The sequence below is a fragment of the Mycobacterium sp. NGS34 genome (assembly GCF_059812845.1).
The window spans coordinates 41,741-58,735 of sequence record NZ_JCALDM010000003.1 but is presented as its reverse complement, the minus strand read 5'-3'; the positions used below and the strand labels follow the sequence as shown (position 1 = coordinate 58,735).

The following is a 16,995-nucleotide window of genomic DNA, read 5'->3' as shown; positions in this document are numbered from 1 at the left end:
CGCTTAGCCGGAACCGTCCCGGCGCGGTCGCCGCGGCTCGAGCGCGGGGTGCTCGGCCGTGGGGAACAGGGGAGTGCGCCGCCGCTCCTGCTCGAACCGCCGGGGCTCGTCCTTGCGCCGCGGTGGCCGGTCGTTGGCGATCAGCACCGCCATCCACGGCAACGGCACCGAGGCCGCCACGATGAGCAGTGAGATCAGTCCGTTGTGCCAGGCGCCGTACGCGACGGCGGCCAGGATGAGCGCCGGGATCCGAAACGCCATCAGGGTCAGGTACTTCCGCACCCGGGCGCGATGCTCCTCCTCGTACGAGCGTGCGGCCGAGGTGATCAAGACGGGGCGGCTGGTGTCGTCGAAGCCGTCGAACCCTGGCTCTTCGCCGCGCTTCATACATCCACTGTCCCACAACCAATCGATTCCGGTACCGGCGAGTCAGGGGGCACAATGTGAGGCATGCACACCCAGACGATCGAACGCACCGAGACCGACGAACGCGTCGACGACGGGACCGGCAGCGATACGCCGAAGTACTTCCACTACGTCAAGAAGGACAAGATCGCCGAGAGCGCGGTGATGGGCAACCACGTGGTGGCGCTGTGCGGCGAGGTGTTTCCCGTCACACGGGCGGCCAAGCCCGGCTCCCCGGTGTGCCCGGAGTGCAAGCGGATCTACGAGCACCTCAAGAAGGGCTGATCAGGCCGGCGGCTCGGCCGTCGCCACGTCGGGCGGCGCTGCCGGCGCCACGGGCAGATCCGTGATCCGCTTCGGGCCGGGCCGGCGCGTCAGCAGCCAGTTGCGCAGCCGATGGGCATGGGTCCTTGGCGCGGGGAATTCCTCCTGGATGGCGGCGTTGAGCTCGGCCCCGAGCATGATCGCGAAACCGCCGAAGAACGCGAACAGGAGGAACGCGATCGGCGTGGACAGCGCGCCGTAGGTGTAGCCGGTGCTGGTGATCCACCTCAGGTAAAAGCGCAGGCCCAGCGTGGCGATCAGGAACACCGCCGTGGCCAGGATGGCGCCCAGCACCAGCCGATGGCTGGGCAGCGGCACCGGCAGCGCCACCCGGTAGAGCAGCATGATCCCGATCATCAGGCCCAGGATCAGCGCCGGGTAGTAGCCGTAGCGCAGGAAGTTGGACAGGCCGACCGGGATGTGTTCGCTGACCTTGCGAGGTCCCACCACCATCACCGGCGCGGCCACCACCGCGAACACCAGCATCACCACGTAGAGGAACAGCGAGAAGAAGCGCTGCCGCACCGGGTGTCGCAGCGGGGTCTGGTCGTGGGCCTCAACCACGGCGTCGACGAACGACGAGATCGCCGACGACCCGGCCCACAGCGAGATCAGGAAACCCAGCGACACCACCTCGCCGCGCGCGTTGGCGGTGATGTCGCGGATGGTGGGCTCGATGATCTCGTTGACGACGCTGGGCGAGAAGAAGCTGTGGGCGGTCGAGATGATGCTTTTCTCGATCGCGGACAGCGTGTCCTTCCCGAACAGCGGCGCCACGTAGGCCAGGCTGCCGAGCATTCCCAACAGCAGGGGCGGTGTGGAAAGCGCCGACCAGAACCCCGCCTGGGCCGACTCGGAGAAAATCGAGTCGTCCCAGCTCTTGGCCAGGGCTCTAAGGCTGATTTGCCAGACATGGTGGCGGGACGGCCGTGCGGCTTGGACGCTCATACCCGTCCAGCATTACCGATGACCGCCCGCGCAGCCCTCATTGCCCAGGGGTGAGTTCGGCTGGACTAGCTTTCGCTGACCTCCAGCACGGCGTCCTGCTCGGTCAGCTTCGACTGGTGCTGGTTCGCGTGGTGCTGGCAGAAGAGAAGCTCAAGTCCGGAAGGCAGCTTGGCGCGGACTCGAGCAGCGGCACCGCAGCGGTCGCAGCGGTCCGCTCTGGTGAGCTCGGGACTGGTCAGAGTTGCATACATGGCTTCTCCGTTCTCGTTCATTCACTGTCTCAGACGTGTGGCGTTTTCGCCTTGTTCCCCGATCGTTATCGGGTGTGTCGTTTCTCACGGGTTTTAAGCTGACCGACTGTGACCGTCCCCGCCGGCGTCCTGGTGCATCTGTGCGGGCGCGAGGAGTGGTCCCGTGCCCGCGGTCGAGGCGGGATTTCGCCCGTCGCGCCCGGACCGGACGGGTCGGTGTTCATCCATCTATCGGCGCCCGAGCAGGTGCATCTGCCGGCCAACCGGCTCTACCGCGGCCGCGACGACCTGGTCCTGCTGCACATCGACCCGGGCCTGCTGGACTCGCCGGTGCGCTGGGAGCCCGGGGTGGCGACGGACCCGGAGTCCATGCTGTTCCCGCATCTGTACGGGCCACTGCCGGTCCGGGCTGTGATCGCGGTCACCGACTATCCGCCGGAGCCCGACGGCGCCTTCGCACCGGTCGCGCCCCATCAGGGCTCGACGTAGGCCTCGGCCTCGATCTCCACCAGCAGCTCGGGCGCGATCAGCGCCGAAACCTCGACCATGGTCGCCACCGGGCGGATATCGCCGAAGACCTGCGCGTGCACCGCCGCGACCTCACGCCAGCGCGAAATGTCGGTCACGTAGATGCGGGTGCGCACCATGTCGGTGAGCTCGGCGCCCACCTGCTGCAGCGCAATCTCGATGCGGCGCAACGCGTCTCGGGCCTGGGCGGCGATGTCACCGGCCGGTCCGGCGCCGGTCGTTCCGGCCACCGCCACGTGCGGCCCGACGCGCACCGCGCGCGAGTAACCGACCGCCGACTCGAACTCGGAGCCGGATGACACCATTGTGCGGTTGGTTGACATGCGGTCACGGTACGCGCGATTGGCTTGGCCGCCAAAGGCTTTACGCGCGCGACCGCCGGTGGTAAGAGTGCTGTGTGGGTAAAGCAGCCGCGCATGAGCAGCAGGGCATCTCGGCCGACGCGCTGGTCGCGCAGGAGGCTCGCTTCGCGCGGGCGTTCGCCGCCCACGATCTGTCGTCGGCGCGGGACCTCTATCAGCCCGACGTGGTGTACGTGAGCCCGACGGTGCGCCTATTCGACTGGCCGGAACGGATCGCCGGCGTCGAGCGCACGCTCGAGTTCATCGCGCTGACCATTCGCGACTGCGCGGAAATCCATTACGAGGCAATCGATTACGCCATCACGCCCGGCGCGGACGCCGCGTTTGCGTTGGTGCGGTTCGACTGGACCGTTGGCGACGAACGCCTGCGCTCGACGTACGTGGTCCGCTACCGCTATCGCGACGGCCGGATAGCCCGCCAGGAGTTGTACTACGACCCCAGCGCCGCGCTGGAGCGACTCCGTCCGAACCGCGATTAACCGGTGACGGCGGATATAGCATTCCGACATGATGCGCGTCGCGATCGTGGGCGGTGGCGCCGCCGGTGTGCTCGCCGCGGTCCAGTTGCGCCGCAGTAAACCCGACGCGCAGATCACGCTGATCGACGCGTCGGGCCGTCCCGGCACCGGTGCGGCGTACGGCACGGACGACCCGACCCACCTGTTGAACGTGCCCGCCCGGCGCATGTCCGCCTGGCCGGACGACCCCGATCACTTTTGCCGCTGGCTCGACGAGCGGGCCGTCACCCCGGTCGAGGGCTTCGCGCCGCGCCTCGCGTACGGCCGCTACCTGCGAGAACAGCTCGCGACCGCCGACGCGCGGATCGAAATCGCCGAGGTTGTCGGGTTGGTGCCGGGCGCGCCGGCGCGCCTGACCCTGAACGACGGGCGTTCGCTGCCCGCCGACGCCGTCGTACTCGCGACGGGACGGCCCGCGGGCGGCATGCCCGAGTCGCTGGAGCGTGCCTTCGCCCCGGTGTTGGCCTTGGGCGCGGACTCGGGCACCGACGGCAGGGTCGTGGTGGATCCGTGGGCGCCCGGCGCGCTCGCCGCCCTCGGTGCGCGCCGTCCCGCGAGCGTCTTGGTGGTCGGTTCGGGACTCACGGCCGTCGACGTCGCGCTGCACCTCATCGCGCGCGGGGCCGCCGTCACGCTGCTGTCGCGTCACGGGGCGCTCCCGAGGCGGTTCCGTGACACGGGGCCGCCGACGGAAGTGCCCAACCTCGACGCGCTCGGCGCCGGGGTCTCGCTCGAGGAGTTGCGCGCCGCGCTTGGCGCGGATCTCGCGCACGCGCGCGAAACCGGTTGCGACTGGCGACAAGTCATCGACGCGGTGCGCCCGCGCACGGCCCGGCTCTGGCGATCGTTGGGGTGGGAGGACCAACGCCGTTTCCTGCGTGAGGATCTGCGCGATTGGGAGGTCCTGCGACATCGCATGCCGCCCACGATCGCCGCCGCGATCTACGCCGCCATCAACAACGGCCAACTGATCATCGACGCGGGCGACGTCGCCGACGTGTCGCTGCGCGGCGACGGCGTCGAACTGGTCGTGACGACCAGCTGGCGGTCGATGCGCCGCCGCGGCGACGCGGTCGTCGTCGCCACCGGCGCCATGTGGGATCGGCGCTCCCTGCAGCGCTCCCCGCTCTGGGCGAACCTGCTCGACACGGGCGTCGCATCGCTACACCCGTGCGGCGTTGGGGTGCGCGTCGACCCGGACGGCTATCTCGTCGACGGGGCCGGGGCGACGGTCCCGGGCATCGTGTGCCTGGGCTCGATCCGCCAGGGCGAGGAGTGGGAGACCACCGCGATCCCGGAAATCCGCGCGCAGGCGGCCGCCATCGCCGAGCTGCTCGCCACCGACACCCGCGACCGTCCGATCCGGGCGCGCCGTCTCATCAGGGCCGCGCCGGAAATGGTTGGCGCACAGGCCTTGTACGCCGAAGGGGTGCGCCGCCTGCTCGCCGTCCAGGACGGTGCGTCGGCGGCCTTTGGCGCTGCGGTCGCCGAGGATCCTCGCCACGCGCGTGCCCACGTCGCGCTCGCCATGATCGCCACCGAACGGCCCGACCGTGCGGGCGGGCCCAACGCGGTCACCGGCCACCTCGCGCGGGCGCGCGCGGCGCTCGCGCACGGCAGCGACGAGGACCGCAGCCACGTCGAAGCCATCGCCACCTGGTGCGAGAAAGGCAACGCGGCGGGCACCGACGCGCTCATCGACCACCTCGACCGCATACCGAACGACGCGGTCGCGTTGCTCGTGCTGGCGCCGTCGATCGCGTTCGCGGGGGCCGGTGACGCCTTGCCGGACGCGTGGCAGTACGTCGAGCGATTCACCGGCGTGCACGGCGAGGCGCCGTGGTATCTCGGCTTGCGCGCCTACGGCCGGACGGAGCAGGGCCTGTGGTACGACGCGGCCGATTTGGCCGACGCCGCACTCGAATTAGATCCGGGCAACGGCAACGCCGCGCACGCGCTGACCCATGTGCACTACGAGACCGATGCGCACGGGGCGGGGCTGAAATGGCTCACGGACTGGATCCAGGGCGCCGGCAGGTCCCAGCGCTATCTCCCGCACTTCCAGTGGCACGCCGCGCTGCACGAGCTCGCGATGGGCGACGCGGCCGCCGCGGCGCGCCGGTACGCCGCGTTTCTTGCGCCGCCGCACTCCAAGGACGTTCGTTGTCTCGTCGACGCCGGCTCGCTGGCGTGGCGCGCGCGCCTGCATCCGGACTGGGTCACCCCGCCCGACCCGATGGCGGTGCTCGCCGAGGCCGGCTCGCTCGCGTACTCGCCGAAGACGCCCTTCATCGCGTTCCACGCGCTGCTGGTGCTGGCCGCCGCGAACGACCCGGCCGCGATCCGCGCGATCGACGTTCCCGGAGCCACCGACTCGCAGGCATCGACGTTGCGCCTCATCGGCGAAGGCCTCATCGCGCTGACCGAGGGCGAGCCGCGCGCCGCGCTCGACTATCTCATCGAATCGCTGCCCGGGCTTCCGTCCATCGGCGGCAGTCGCGTGCAGCAAGAAGTGGTTCTCGAAACGGCGTTGGCCGCGATGCTCCAGCTCGGTGCGCCGGGCCAGGCGGCGCGCTTGTTGTCGCGGCATCGCGCCGCGCCCGCGCCGCCGGTGACCCGGGGCGCCGTGAACTAGTTGAGGTAGTCGCGCACCAGGGACCGCCATTCCACTAACCGATTCGAGTAGTCGCTTACTCAAGTCGACGCTGTCGTTTGGGCCGAGACTGTTGTCCTTATTGCTGCTATTGGAGTGGGTAGACATGTCCTTTGTGATCGCGTCGCCGGAGACGATGACGGCGACGGCAGTGGAATTGGCCGGTTTGGAATCGTCGCTCAGCGCAGCCCATGCGGCGGCGGCGACCTCAACGACGCAGGTGTTGGCTGCAGCCGGCGATGAGGTATCGGCGGCGATTGCGGCGCTGTTTTCCGCCCACGGCCAGAAATATCAGGCGCTTAACGCTGTAGCGGCCGCGTTTCAGGCCGAGTTCCGGCAGGTGTTGACCGCGAGTGCAGGAGCTTATGCCAACGCGGAAGCCGCGAATCTTCCGGCGTTGGCCGACACGCTTATTTCTGGTCTCTTGGCCGCATCACCCGTCACGCCGGTCCCGGCCGGGAAGAATCCGACGTTCGCCGGCACCCCGTCGCTGCTCGGCCGGTTGGAGAGCGAGCTGGTGCTGCGGCCGATCAACGCTCTGTTAAACGTAACGGGGTTCTGGCCCCAGCTCGGAACGCTGAATTCCCAGGTGCAGAACTTCTTCTCGAGCGGGCTGCTCTCCCCGATCTTTAGCAACAGCCCGCCCAAGCTGCTGACGTGGGCGCTGGGGGAGACGGTCACCCAGACCACGTACCAGGGGATGCCGGTGGTGCAGATCGCCCCGGCCCACCCGGACGGCAACTACGTGGTGGCCATCCACGGCGGTGCGTTCGTCTGGCCCCCGTTGATCACCCATTGGATCGGCTACTCGGTGATGGCGTATCAGACCGGGGCGACCATCGAGGTGCCGATCTATCCGTTGGTGCAGCAGGGCGGGACCGCCGGGGTGGTGGTGCCCAAGGTGGCGGGTCTGATCGAATCTCAGATCGCCGCGCACGGGGCCTCCCACGTCAGCGTGCTCGGGGACTCGGCGGGTGGCAACATCGGCCTGGCCGCTGTCGAGTACCTGGTGGCTCACAACGAGACCGTCCCGGGGTCGATGGTGCTGCTGTCGCCCGCGCCCGATTTGACCTGGACCAATCCGGCCCTCGGTCTCGTCAACTCGCCCTTCCCGGGTGGCCCGGCGAGTATCGCGTCTGGGCAACAGATCGCCAAGGCGTGGGCGGGCGGCCTGTCCGTCACCGACCCGATGGTGAGTCCGTTATACGGGTCGCTGCAGGGACTTCCCCCGACCTACGTCTACGCGGGGTCGCTGGACCCGATCGCACCCGACGTGCTGATCATGCAGCAGCAAGCCGTGATCCAGGGTGCCCCGCTCAGCTTCTCGCTGGTCAACGGCGTATTCCACGATTGGCTGTTCCTGTCCCCGGACGGGCTGCGCTACTTCCCGCAGGTCTACCAGGAACTCGGTGCGTAAAGGACGCGCTGGTGGACCGGATCTCGCAGCTGATGGGGGTGTCGCTCAGTCGAGGTAGTCGCGCAAGACCTGAGAACGGCTGGGGTGGCGCAACTTTGACATGGTCTTGGACTCGATCTGGCGGATGCGCTCGCGGGTCACGCCGTAAACCTGCCCGATCTCGTCCAGGGTGCGCGGCTGGCCGTCGGTGAGCCCGAACCGCAGCCGTACTACGCCGGCTTCGCGCTCGGACAGCGTCTCCAGCACCGACTGCAGCTGGTCCTGCAGCAGCGTGAACGACACCGCGTCGACGGCCACCACGGCCTCGCTGTCCTCGATGAAGTCGCCGAGCTGGCTGTCGCCCTCGTCGCCGATGGTCTGGTCCAGCGAGATCGGCTCGCGCGCGTATTGCTGGATCTCCAGCACCTTCTCGGGCGTGATGTCCATCTCCTTGGCCAGCTCTTCGGGCGTGGGTTCGCGGCCCAGGTCCTGAAGCAGCTCGCGCTGGATGCGACCCAGCTTGTTGATCACCTCGACCATGTGGACCGGGATGCGGATGGTGCGCGCCTGGTCGGCCATCGCCCGGGTGATCGCCTGGCGGATCCACCAGGTGGCGTAGGTGGAGAACTTGTATCCCTTTGTGTAGTCGAACTTCTCGACCGCGCGGATGAGGCCCAGGTTGCCTTCCTGGATGAGGTCGAGGAACGCCATCCCGCGGCCCGTGTAGCGCTTGGCCAGCGACACCACCAGGCGCAGGTTCGCTTCCAGCAGATGGTTTTTCGCGCGGTCGCCGTCGCGGCAGATCCACATCATGTCGCGGCGCTGGGCTGCGGGCAGCTTGTCGCCGCGCTCGGCGTGCTCGGTCATCAGCTGCGTGGCGTACAGGCCGGCCTCGATCCGCTTCGCGAGCTCGACCTCTTCCTCCGCGTTGAGCAGCGCCACCTTGCCGATCTGCTTGAGGTAGGCGCGTACGGAGTCCGCGGACGCGGTGAGTTCGGCGTCCTTGCGGGCCTGCCGCAGCGCCTCGGATTCGTCCTCGTCCCACACGAAATCGCCGGAAGCCTTGTCCTTTTCGGACGGCTCGGCGATCTCCTCCTCCTCGGCCGGGGCGGCCTTGGTCTTCGCGGCGGGCGCGGCCGCCGCCTCCTCGCCCTCCTCGGTGTCGTCCGCCTCGAGCTCCGCGTCTTCGCCGTCGGCGGCTTCGTCGACCTCGAGGTCGTCGAGATTGAGGTCCTCGGCGTCGATGTCCAGGTCCTCGCCGGGCTCTACCTCGAGATCCGGTTCGGCGTCGAGATCCTCGACCTCAACCTGCGCGCCGTCGGCGTCGAGCTCGTCGGCCTCCGGGCCGGCCTTGGACGCCGCCTTCGTGCCGCGGCCCGACGGCGCCTTGGCGCCCTTGGCCGCCGAGCGGGCTTTCTTGGGGGCCTCGGCGGGCGCTTCGTCCTCGTGCCCCCGGGTGGACTTGGTGGCCCGTGGCGCGGCCTTGGCGGGCCGCTTCGCCGGGGCGGCGGCGCCATTGGCGGCCTTCGCCGGCGATCGCTTGGCGGGGGACGACGGAGACTTCGTGGCGGTGCGTTTCACCGGCTCATCGGTCGCCGGGCTTGCCTTGGTCGCTGCCACTTACACCCCTTCGGTCGGACGCACTTTCGGTGGGTCTGGGCATGGTTAACCGAAAGTGTCTGCTATGTCGAATGTCGGCGTTGGAGATCAGCGTGAGTGCTCGCACGCTTTCAGTCGGGCGGTCGCCGAGCACCATTGTAACGACAGCGCGCGCTCCCACCGGCCTACCGGGCAAAATTCAGTGCGTCACGTCCGAGGTCGAGGCCATCGCCGCGCCCACGATGCCGGCGGTGTTCTGCAGGGCGGCGGCCACTACCGGGGTGCGATTTTGCAGCAGCGGCAGCCATTTGTCGGCCTTGCGGCTGATGCCGCCGCCCGCGATGAACAAGTCCGGCCAGATCGCGTTCTCGATGGCCACCAGCACCCGTGTGACCTGCTGGGTCCACTTTTCGTAGCTCCAGCCGTTGCGCTCCTTGACCGACGACGCGGCCCGCTGCTCGGCCTCCTTGCCGCCGACCTCGAGGTGGCCGAACTCGGTGTTGGGAATCAGGATCCCGTTGTGGATGAGCGCCGACCCGATACCCGTGCCGAAGGTCAGCAACACGACCACGCCGGCCTTGTCGCGGCCCGCCCCGTAGTGCTGCTCGGCCAGCCCCGCGGCGTCGGCGTCGTTGAGGATCGTGACGTCCAGGCCGTTCAGCTCGGCGCTGATGATGTCCCGCGCGTTGGTGCCGATCCACGACTTGTCCACGTTGGCCGCCGTCTGGACGACGCCGTGGGTGACGACGCCGGGATAGGTCACCCCCAGGGGGCCGGTCCAGCCGAACCCGTTGACGACCTCGGCGATGGCCTTGGCGACCGCCGGCGGCGTCGCCGGTTGCGGGGTCAGCACCTTGATGCGTTCGCCGATCAGCAGCCCGGTGTCCATGTCGACGATGCCGCCCTTGATGCCGCTGCCGCCGACGTCGACGCCGAAGCCGCGGCGCTGCGGCTTGCCGGTGGCCGCGTCGGGTGGCGCGCCCGTGATCGAGTCGGTGCTGGTCATCGAAACTCCTCGGCGAGACTTGGCCTGTCCGATCACCTTAGCTCCACCGATGCGCCCGCTGGGGGTCTGCGCGGCCGTGGCGTCTGTGATGCGATGGCTGGGTGACGCGAGGCAATGACGAGCGGGCCGAGCCCGGGCAGCTGCGTTCGGTGGCGGAGAAGTTGGCCGCCGAGGCCGCCGAGTTCGTGCGCCGCCGGCGCGCCGAGGTGTTCGGGCCGGCGGTGTCCGGCGGGTCCGGCGCGGGCCGCGGCGCGGTGCGGTCGAAGACCACCCCGACCGATCCGGTGACCGTCGTCGACACCGAGGCCGAGCGGCTGCTGCGGGACCGGTTGGCGCAGCTGCGGCCCGGCGACCCGATCCTGGGGGAGGAGGGCGGCGGGCCCGCGGCTGCCACGCCGCCCGAGGCGGTCACCTGGGTGCTCGATCCCATCGACGGCACAGTGAATTTCGTCTACGGCATCCCCGCCTACGCGGTGTCGGTGGGCGCGCAGATCGACGGCGTGTCGGTTGCGGGGGCGGTCGCCGACGTCGTCGCCGGGCGCGTCTACTCCGCGGCGACCGGCCTTGGCGCGCACGTCACCGACGGCGGCGAGACGCGCCCGCTGCGCTGCTCCGCCGTCGACGAGTTGTCGATGGCGTTGCTGGGTACCGGGTTTGGCTATTCGCGGCGGCGCCGGGCGAGCCAGGCGGCGTTACTGGCGCACATTTTGCCGGCGGTGCGCGACGTGCGCCGCATCGGTTCGGCGGCGCTGGACTTGTGCATGGTCGCGGCGGGCCGGCTGGACGCCTTCTACGAGCACGGGCTGCAGGTGTGGGACCGCGCGGCGGGCGCGCTGATCGCGGCCGAGGCGGGCGCCCGCGTCGTGGTGCCGGAGCCGAATGGCGCGGAGGCACTGGTGGTGGCCGCCGCGCCCGGCATCGCCGACGAGCTGCTGGCCGCGCTGGACCGTTGCGGCGGCCTGGCGCCGCTGCCGGACTGAGGGGTTCAGCAGCTGCTGGCGTGAATCTTTTGCAGCAGTGCGGGATCCGACGGCTCGGTGGCGCCGGGGCGCAGGCCGGCCAGCACCGCGTCGATGTTGTCGTTGTGGGCCAGCGCGCCGAACTCGGTGCCCAGGGACAGGTCGACGGAGTCGTCGGCGCGGTTGTCGTTGAACAGCTCTGCGCACGGCGCCACCAGCCACACCGCGGCCGCGCTGGCCTGTCCGGCGGTGCCGAAGCGGATCTGGCCCACGCAGTTGAGCCGGGTGCCGGCGTAGAGGGGGTCGTTGGCGGCGGTCGGCTGGGCGAAGCCCAGGTCCTTCATCGCGCCGGCGACGTCACCGGCCTGCCCGCCGCGGCCGCTGGCGTTCAGGACGCGGACCTTGGTGTCGGCGAGCTTGGCCGGGTTGACGTCGGCCATCGCGCTGCGGGACACCTGCTCCCCGAGTTGGGGCGCCGCCGACCCGGGCGGCTGCGGCGGCGGGTTGCACACCACGGCCTCGTGCACCTTCGCCGGCCGCGTCAGGGCCACCGTCCAGACCACGGCGGTGGCCACCACCAGCAGCGCCACGACGACGATGGCGGGCCGGGGGTTGCGGCGCCGAAAGGGCCGTCCATGCTTGTCAAAAGCGGTACCCTCGGTGATTTGCGCGACCACAGGGGAACTCTAACTGCACCGTTTAGGACTCAAGACAAGGGTCAATCCGGGGTTGTGACGTAAATCACACGTTAATGGCACGTGATACGGGCACGAATCGTTTGGTGGATGCGTTCGACGCTGGTACAAAGCGTTGCTTGAGGTACGAGAGGGCTGCGAGGGGACGAGACGATGCCTACCGACTATGACGCTCCGAGGCGGACCGAGACGGACGACGTTTCGGAAGATTCGCTGGAGGAGCTCAAAGCGCGACGGAACGAGGCGGCCTCGGCCGTGGTCGACGTCGACGAATCCGAATCCGCCGAGTCTTTCGAGCTTCCCGGCGCCGACCTGTCGGGTGAGGAGCTGTCCGTACGCGTCATTCCGAAGCAGGCCGACGAGTTCACCTGCTCGAGCTGCTTTCTGGTTCAACACCGCAGCCGTCTCGCCAGCGAGAAGAACGGCGTGATGATCTGTACCGACTGCGCAGCCTGATAGGTCAGCTACGCAATGCCGACAGCACCCGCTCCGGGTGACGGCAGCTCACCAGCCAGTACGGCGTCGGATCGTCTGGGTCATCGAGGACCACCAGAACCATCGGGCCGATCCATGCCCGGTGCAGCACGAACGCCGCCGGGTCGAGTTGCCGGCCGAGGGCGGCCGACTTCGCCGCGGGGGCGATCTGCGCGGAGCGGGCGATCACGGTGACCGGAAGGTGCGCCTCGCCGGCCCACAGCTCGACGCCGCCCGGGGCGGCGGGGTCCGCGGTGACGCGGATCTCGACCCGGCCCAGCCACAGCAGGGTCCCGGCCGCGACCACGAACAGCGTTGCGTACGGCAGCCAGTCGGGCAGGGAGCGAACCCCGAGGTTGACTTCGAACGCGATCAGCGCCGCCAGCCCGAACGCCAGCGGCCACCACCACCATGGCACCCAAAGTCGTTCGCGATATCGCACACCGTGCGGCGCGACGCGCGTGGCAGACACGCGGTCAAGGGTAGTCTGTGGCCCCGTGTCGAACAGTCTGGCCATCGTCCGCCTTGACCCCGAGCTTCCGCTGCCCAGCCGCGCCCACCACGGCGACGCCGGGGTCGACCTGTACAGCGCGGAAGACGTCAAGCTCGAACCCGGGCAGCGCGCGCTGGTGCGAACGGGCGTCGCGGTCGCCATTCCGTTCGGGATGGTCGGCTTGGTGCACCCGCGCTCGGGATTGGCTGCGCGGGTTGGGCTTTCGATCGTCAACAGCCCGGGTACCATCGACGCCGGCTATCGCGGCGAGATCAAGGTCGCGCTGATCAATCTCGACCCGGCCGAGCCGATCGTGGTGCACCGCGGCGACCGGATCGCCCAATTGCTGGTGCAGCGGGTCGAATTGGTCGAGCTGGTCGAGGTGTCGTCGTTCGACGAGGCCGGGCTGGCCGAAACATCCCGTGGCGATGGTGGTCACGGTTCCTCCGGCGGACATGCGAGTTTGTGATGGCAGCTAGAAAATCAGACAACGACGAGTCGGCAGCCGAGCCGGTGGACGAACAGTTCGAGGAAGAGCTCGAGGGCCCGTTCGACATCGACGACTTCGACGACCCCGCGGTTGCCGAGCTGGCCCGCCTCGACCTGGGTTCGGTGCTCATTCCGATGCCGGAGGCCGGCCAGCTGCAGGTCGAGCTGACCGAGACCGGCGTGCCCAGCGCGGTGTGGGTGGTCACGGCCAACGGCCGGTTCACGATCGCCGCCTACGCGGCCCCCAAGACGGGCGGGCTGTGGCGCGAGGTGGCCGGTGAGCTGGCCGAGTCGCTGCGCAAGGACTCGGCGAAGGTCAGCATCAAGGACGGCCCGTGGGGCCGCGAGGTGGTCGGCACCGCCTCGGGCGTGGTGCGCTTCATCGGGGTCGACGGCTACCGCTGGATGATCCGCTGCGTCGTCAACGGTTCGCACGAGACCATGGAAGCGCTGGAGCTGGAGGCGCGAACGGCGTTGGCGGACACCGTCGTTCGCCGCGGCGACACACCGCTGCCGGTGCGGACGCCGTTGCCCGTGCAACTGCCCGAGCCGATGGCCGAACAGCTGCGGGCGGCCGCGGCGGCGCAGCAGCAGCAGGCCCAGGAGCAGCCGCAGCCGTCCGACGAGCCGGCCGCGCGCCGTAGCGCCGAGGGCTCGGCGATGCAGCAACTGCGCACGACGACCGGCGGCTGACTACAGGCTGGCCAGCGCGGCCAGGCACGCGGCGCCCAGCGCGGCGGTGTCCGTGCCCATCTGATCCAGCGTCACGGTCCGCAGCGCCGCGCGCGGCGCCGCGGCCACCCACTCCACGGCGACCTGCAGCGGGTGGATCGGGTCGTCGACCGCCGCGGCCACCGCCAGCGGCGCGGCCAGCCGGGCCAGCTCGGCGCAACTGGGCGCGACGTAGGCCGCCGCCTCGTCCATGGCGTCGGGCAATTGCGGCCATTGGGCGCGCCAGGACCGGGTGAGCTCGTCGGCCAACCAAGGTGGGCTCGACGCCCGCATCTGCGCCGTCGTCACCGCCAAACCGTCGGCCCGCAGCTGCCCCGCCGAATGCCGCGCCGCCAGCGCCGCCGGCGCGTCGCCCGGGGCGCCCGCCCATGCCGGCAGCGCCGCTAGCACGGCGACCGTGCGCCCGGGATGGGCCAGCGCCCACGCGGTCGCCACGGCGGCGCCGATCGAGACACCGCCGACGCCGATCGGGCCGTCGCGCGCGGCGTCGTCCAGCGCGGCGAGGTAGCCCTCGACCAACCCGTCCGGGCGCGGCGGCGGGGCCACCAGCGTGGCGCCGACCTCGCGCAACGGGCCGGAAAACGCCCGGTAGACGTAGTCGTCGTCGGAGCCGGTTCCGGGCAACAACACCGTCGCGACACCGCGCAGATCGACAGTCACCCTTCGATATTGCCCGGCCGTCACGAAGCGTCCAACATCACGTTTCGTTCTGTTGGCACCGGGGAACCAAGAGGTCTACGGTGTCCGTTGGCATAGAGAAGCGCCGAGGCTTTATCACCACTGTCAGGAGGGGCCATGGGGGCCCAAGGGTATCTGCGCCGGCTCACCCGTCGATTGACGGAGGACCCGGAACAACGTGACTCCGAAGAGCTGTCGGGCGAAGTCGACAGCGCCGGCGCGCAGCGTGCGATCGATTGCGAGCGTGGCCAGGAGGTCACCATGATCGGCACGTTGCGCAGCGTGGAAACGAACGGCAAGGGTTGTTCCGGCGGGGTCCGCGCGGAACTGTTCGACGGCACCGACACGGTCGCACTGGTGTGGCTGGGGCAACGCCGCATCCCCGGCATCGACTCCGGCCGCACCCTTCGGGTGCGGGGCCGGCTGGGCAAGCTCGAGAACGGGACCAAGGCCATCTACAACCCGCACTACGAAATTCAGCGGTGACCCTTTCCAGCGAACGCTTGCTGGACCAGATCGGCGGGGTGAGCGGCGTCATCTACTCGTCGCTGCCGGTGGTCGTCTTCGTGGCGGTGTCCAGCCTTTCCGGCTTGCTGGCCGCCATCGCGTCCGCGCTCGGGGTGGCGGCGCTGGTGTTGGGATGGCGGCTGATCCGGCGGGAATCGACCCAGCCGGCGATTTCGGGGTTCTTCGGCGTCGCCATCGGCGCGCTGATCGCCTACCTGGTGGGGCAGTCCAAGGGCTATTTCCTGCTGGGCATCTGGATGTCGCTGTTGTGGGCGGTCGCTTTCGCCGGCTCGGTCCTGATCCGCCGGCCGCTGGTCGGCTACGCGTGGAGCTGGGCCACCGGCCGTGACCGGGGCTGGCGCGCCGTGTCGCGGGCCGTATACGCGTTCGACATCGCCACGCTGTGCTGGACCCTGGTGTTCGCGGCGCGCTTTGTCGTCCAGCGGCTGCTCTACGACGCCGACCAGACCGGTTGGCTGGGGGTGGCGCGGATCGCGATGGGCTGGCCGCTGACGGTGCTGGCCGCGCTGGCGACGTACGCAGCGATCAAGGCCGCGCAGCGCGCCCTGCCGGCCCCTGAGCAAGCCGACACCGCGGAAACCCTGGCCGACTAGTCGCCCGGCGCCGCTTCCGGCAGCAGCAGCTTCTGCAGCTCCTCCTCGGCCTCGGTGACCGCGACGAAGAGCAGCTCGTCGCCGCCCTCGAGCGGCTCGTCGGCCTCCGGCACGATCACCCGCGGGCCGCGCAGGATCGTCACCAGCGCGACGTCACGGGGCAGCTGCAGCCGGCGCACCGGCTTGCCGCCCCACGGCGTGTCGTCGGGCAGGGTGATCTCGACCAGGTTGGCCTGGCCCCGGCGGAATTCCATGAGCCGCACCAGATCACCGACGGCCACAGCCTCCTCGATCAGCGACGCCAGCATCCGCGGCGTGGACACCGCCACGTCCACGCCCCAGGCGTCGGTGAACAGCCATTCGTTGCGCGGGTCGTTGACCCGGGCCACCACCCGCGGCACGGCGAACTCCGTCTTGGCCAACAGCGACAGCACCACGTTGACCTTGTCGTCGCCGGTCGCGGCGACGACGACGTCGAAATCCTCCAGGTGCACCGACTGCAGCAGGCTCAGTTCGCAGGCGTCGCCGAGGCGCCAGTGCGCGGCGGGGATCGCGTCGACGTCGACGTGCTCGGGATTGCGTTCGATCAGCGTCACCTCGTGGTTGTTCTCCAACAGTTCGCGGGTGACCGACCGGCCTACCGCGCCCGCTCCGGCGACGGCCACTTTCATTTGTGGCCTCCCGCGTCGAGGTCCTCACTGGGGGGCAGCGCCGCGATGGCCACCGCCTCGGCGGCGCGACCCGAAATCGCCGCGAGGTAAACCTGATCGCCGGCCTGGATGACCGTCTTCGGCTCGGGCAACACCCCGGTGCCGAATCGGATCAAGAACGCGACCCGCCCGCCGGTGGCCTGCTCCAACTCGGTGGCCCGGTGCCCCACCCAGTCCTCATGCAACTCGACCTCGGCCACCGCGACCGTGCCGGTCGGATCGCGCCACTTGGTCATTTCGCCTTCCCGGGTGATCAGGTGGAGCAGGCGGTCGGTGGTCCAGGGCACGGTGGCGATCGTCGGGATGCCGAGGCGCTCGTAGACCTCGGCGCGCTTGGCGTCGTAGATGCGGGCGACGACGCGCTGGACGCCGAACGTCTCCCGGGCCAGCCGGGCCGAGATGATGTTGGAGTTGTCCCCGGAGGACACAGCGGCGAACGCGTCGGCCCCCTCGACGCCCGCGCTCAGCAGCACGTCGCGGTCGAAGCCCTGGCCCAGTACCCGCTCGCCCGCGAACTCGGGGCTGAGCCGGTTGAACGCGGTGCTGTCGCGGTCGATCACCGCCACGTCGTGGCCGATCCGGGACAGGCCGTCGGCCAGCGAAGAGCCCACCCTGCCGCAACCCATCACAACCACACGCACTTAAGGTCCTCTC

22 protein-coding genes are annotated in these 16,995 nt (G+C 69.8%); 11 read left to right on the top strand and 11 right to left on the bottom strand.

Features of this window, described 5'->3' with window-relative positions:
- Positions 1 to 3: 3 nt before the first annotated feature.
- The gene (locus tag AC5Y7V_RS09155; RefSeq protein ID WP_499879733.1) at positions 4 to 405 is read right to left on the bottom strand and encodes a DUF3099 domain-containing protein; all 402 of its coding nucleotides are present in this window, start codon (positions 403 to 405) and stop codon (positions 4 to 6) included.
- A gap of 45 nt (positions 406 to 450) precedes the next feature.
- Here AC5Y7V_RS09155 and AC5Y7V_RS09150 point away from each other — a divergent pair, with 45 nt between their 5' ends.
- The gene (locus AC5Y7V_RS09150) at positions 451 to 690 is read left to right on the top strand and encodes a DUF3039 domain-containing protein (RefSeq protein ID WP_499879732.1); all 240 of its coding nucleotides are present in this window, start codon (positions 451 to 453) and stop codon (positions 688 to 690) included.
- Here the strand turns inward: AC5Y7V_RS09150 and AC5Y7V_RS09145 are convergent, their stop codons facing one another.
- Together AC5Y7V_RS09145 and AC5Y7V_RS09140 are read right to left on the bottom strand one after the other, a co-directional pair.
- Complete coding sequence (locus AC5Y7V_RS09145; RefSeq protein ID WP_499879731.1) at positions 691 to 1,677, bottom strand: YihY/virulence factor BrkB family protein; 987 nt, start codon at positions 1,675 to 1,677, stop codon at positions 691 to 693.
- A gap of 65 nt (positions 1,678 to 1,742) precedes the next feature.
- Positions 1,743 to 1,928 (bottom strand): DUF7455 domain-containing protein, encoded by a 186-nt coding sequence (locus AC5Y7V_RS09140; RefSeq protein WP_067156959.1) that lies wholly within the window; start codon positions 1,926 to 1,928, stop codon positions 1,743 to 1,745.
- 108 nt (positions 1,929 to 2,036) lie between these two features.
- Between AC5Y7V_RS09140 and AC5Y7V_RS09135 the strand changes: the two genes are divergently transcribed.
- Positions 2,037 to 2,417 (top strand): DUF952 domain-containing protein, encoded by a 381-nt coding sequence (locus AC5Y7V_RS09135; protein ID WP_499879730.1) that lies wholly within the window; start codon positions 2,037 to 2,039, stop codon positions 2,415 to 2,417.
- On the opposite strand, the gene AC5Y7V_RS09130 is transcribed toward AC5Y7V_RS09135, so the two are convergent.
- On the bottom strand, positions 2,402 to 2,779 hold the full coding sequence (locus AC5Y7V_RS09130) for a RidA family protein (RefSeq protein WP_499879729.1): 378 nt from the start codon (positions 2,777 to 2,779) through the stop codon (positions 2,402 to 2,404). The two genes, AC5Y7V_RS09135 and AC5Y7V_RS09130, sit on opposite strands and share 16 nt — an antisense overlap.
- A gap of 74 nt (positions 2,780 to 2,853) precedes the next feature.
- Between AC5Y7V_RS09130 and AC5Y7V_RS09125 the strand changes: the two genes are divergently transcribed.
- The 3 genes from AC5Y7V_RS09125 to lipY all read left to right on the top strand — a co-directional run bounded on the left by AC5Y7V_RS09125 (position 2,854) and on the right by lipY (position 7,406).
- On the top strand, positions 2,854 to 3,297 hold the full coding sequence (locus AC5Y7V_RS09125; protein WP_499879728.1) for a nuclear transport factor 2 family protein: 444 nt from the start codon (positions 2,854 to 2,856) through the stop codon (positions 3,295 to 3,297).
- Between the two features lie 28 nt (positions 3,298 to 3,325).
- Entirely contained in the window at positions 3,326 to 5,971 is a 2,646-nt protein-coding gene (locus AC5Y7V_RS09120) for an FAD/NAD(P)-binding protein (protein ID WP_499879727.1), read from the top strand.
- A gap of 124 nt (positions 5,972 to 6,095) precedes the next feature.
- Positions 6,096 to 7,406, top strand: a complete 1,311-nt coding sequence (gene lipY, locus AC5Y7V_RS09115; RefSeq protein ID WP_499879726.1) for a triacylglycerol lipase LipY — start codon at positions 6,096 to 6,098, stop codon at positions 7,404 to 7,406.
- A 45-nt stretch (positions 7,407 to 7,451) separates the two neighbouring features.
- On the opposite strand, the gene AC5Y7V_RS09110 is transcribed toward lipY, so the two are convergent.
- Both AC5Y7V_RS09110 and ppgK read right to left on the bottom strand, forming a co-directional pair.
- Positions 7,452 to 9,005 (bottom strand): RNA polymerase sigma factor, encoded by a 1,554-nt coding sequence (locus AC5Y7V_RS09110; protein WP_499879725.1) that lies wholly within the window; start codon positions 9,003 to 9,005, stop codon positions 7,452 to 7,454.
- Between the two features lie 178 nt (positions 9,006 to 9,183).
- The gene (gene ppgK / locus AC5Y7V_RS09105) at positions 9,184 to 9,990 is read right to left on the bottom strand and encodes a polyphosphate--glucose phosphotransferase (RefSeq protein ID WP_499879724.1); all 807 of its coding nucleotides are present in this window, start codon (positions 9,988 to 9,990) and stop codon (positions 9,184 to 9,186) included.
- Positions 9,991 to 10,091: 101 nt separating this feature from the next.
- Here ppgK and AC5Y7V_RS09100 point away from each other — a divergent pair, with 101 nt between their 5' ends.
- On the top strand, positions 10,092 to 10,970 hold the full coding sequence (locus tag AC5Y7V_RS09100) for an inositol monophosphatase family protein (protein ID WP_499879723.1): 879 nt from the start codon (positions 10,092 to 10,094) through the stop codon (positions 10,968 to 10,970).
- Positions 10,971 to 10,975: 5 nt separating this feature from the next.
- On the opposite strand, the gene cei is transcribed toward AC5Y7V_RS09100, so the two are convergent.
- Positions 10,976 to 11,626, bottom strand: coding sequence for an envelope integrity protein Cei (gene cei / locus AC5Y7V_RS09095; RefSeq protein WP_499879722.1), 651 nt, complete (start codon positions 11,624 to 11,626; stop codon positions 10,976 to 10,978).
- A 171-nt stretch (positions 11,627 to 11,797) separates the two neighbouring features.
- Here cei and AC5Y7V_RS09090 point away from each other — a divergent pair, with 171 nt between their 5' ends.
- Positions 11,798 to 12,100 carry a DUF4193 domain-containing protein gene (locus AC5Y7V_RS09090; RefSeq protein ID WP_003919098.1) on the top strand — a complete coding sequence of 101 codons (303 nt, stop codon included), beginning with the start codon at positions 11,798 to 11,800 and terminating at the stop codon, positions 12,098 to 12,100.
- A 4-nt stretch (positions 12,101 to 12,104) separates the two neighbouring features.
- Here the strand turns inward: AC5Y7V_RS09090 and AC5Y7V_RS09085 are convergent, their stop codons facing one another.
- Positions 12,105 to 12,590, bottom strand: a complete 486-nt coding sequence (locus AC5Y7V_RS09085; RefSeq protein ID WP_499879721.1) for a DUF3093 domain-containing protein — start codon at positions 12,588 to 12,590, stop codon at positions 12,105 to 12,107.
- Positions 12,591 to 12,615: 25 nt separating this feature from the next.
- Between AC5Y7V_RS09085 and dut the strand changes: the two genes are divergently transcribed.
- Together dut and AC5Y7V_RS09075 are read left to right on the top strand one after the other, a co-directional pair.
- On the top strand, positions 12,616 to 13,080 hold the full coding sequence (gene dut, locus AC5Y7V_RS09080; protein WP_499879720.1) for a dUTP diphosphatase: 465 nt from the start codon (positions 12,616 to 12,618) through the stop codon (positions 13,078 to 13,080).
- Complete coding sequence (locus AC5Y7V_RS09075; protein WP_499879719.1) at positions 13,080 to 13,793, top strand: DUF3710 domain-containing protein; 714 nt, start codon at positions 13,080 to 13,082, stop codon at positions 13,791 to 13,793. The genes dut and AC5Y7V_RS09075 overlap by 1 nt, the downstream gene beginning before the upstream one ends.
- Here AC5Y7V_RS09075 and AC5Y7V_RS09070 read toward each other — a convergent pair whose 3' ends face one another.
- Positions 13,794 to 14,492 (bottom strand): alpha/beta hydrolase, encoded by a 699-nt coding sequence (locus AC5Y7V_RS09070; protein WP_499879718.1) that lies wholly within the window; start codon positions 14,490 to 14,492, stop codon positions 13,794 to 13,796. It lies immediately after the preceding gene.
- Between the two features lie 135 nt (positions 14,493 to 14,627).
- On the opposite strand from AC5Y7V_RS09070, the gene AC5Y7V_RS09065 reads away from it, so the two are divergent.
- Together AC5Y7V_RS09065 and AC5Y7V_RS09060 are read left to right on the top strand one after the other, a co-directional pair.
- Positions 14,628 to 14,996 carry an OB-fold nucleic acid binding domain-containing protein gene (locus tag AC5Y7V_RS09065; protein ID WP_499879717.1) on the top strand — a complete coding sequence of 123 codons (369 nt, stop codon included), beginning with the start codon at positions 14,628 to 14,630 and terminating at the stop codon, positions 14,994 to 14,996.
- A complete protein-coding gene (locus AC5Y7V_RS09060) occupies positions 14,993 to 15,631 on the top strand; it encodes a DUF3159 domain-containing protein (protein WP_499879716.1) in 639 nt (212 codons plus the stop codon). The genes AC5Y7V_RS09065 and AC5Y7V_RS09060 overlap by 4 nt, the downstream gene beginning before the upstream one ends.
- On the opposite strand, the gene AC5Y7V_RS09055 is transcribed toward AC5Y7V_RS09060, so the two are convergent.
- Positions 15,628 to 16,302, bottom strand: a complete 675-nt coding sequence (locus AC5Y7V_RS09055; RefSeq protein WP_499879715.1) for a potassium channel family protein — start codon at positions 16,300 to 16,302, stop codon at positions 15,628 to 15,630. The two genes, AC5Y7V_RS09060 and AC5Y7V_RS09055, sit on opposite strands and share 4 nt — an antisense overlap.
- Positions 16,299 to 16,982 carry a potassium channel family protein gene (locus tag AC5Y7V_RS09050; protein WP_499879714.1) on the bottom strand — a complete coding sequence of 228 codons (684 nt, stop codon included), beginning with the start codon at positions 16,980 to 16,982 and terminating at the stop codon, positions 16,299 to 16,301. The genes AC5Y7V_RS09055 and AC5Y7V_RS09050 overlap by 4 nt, the downstream gene beginning before the upstream one ends.
- Positions 16,983 to 16,995 lie beyond the last annotated feature (13 nt).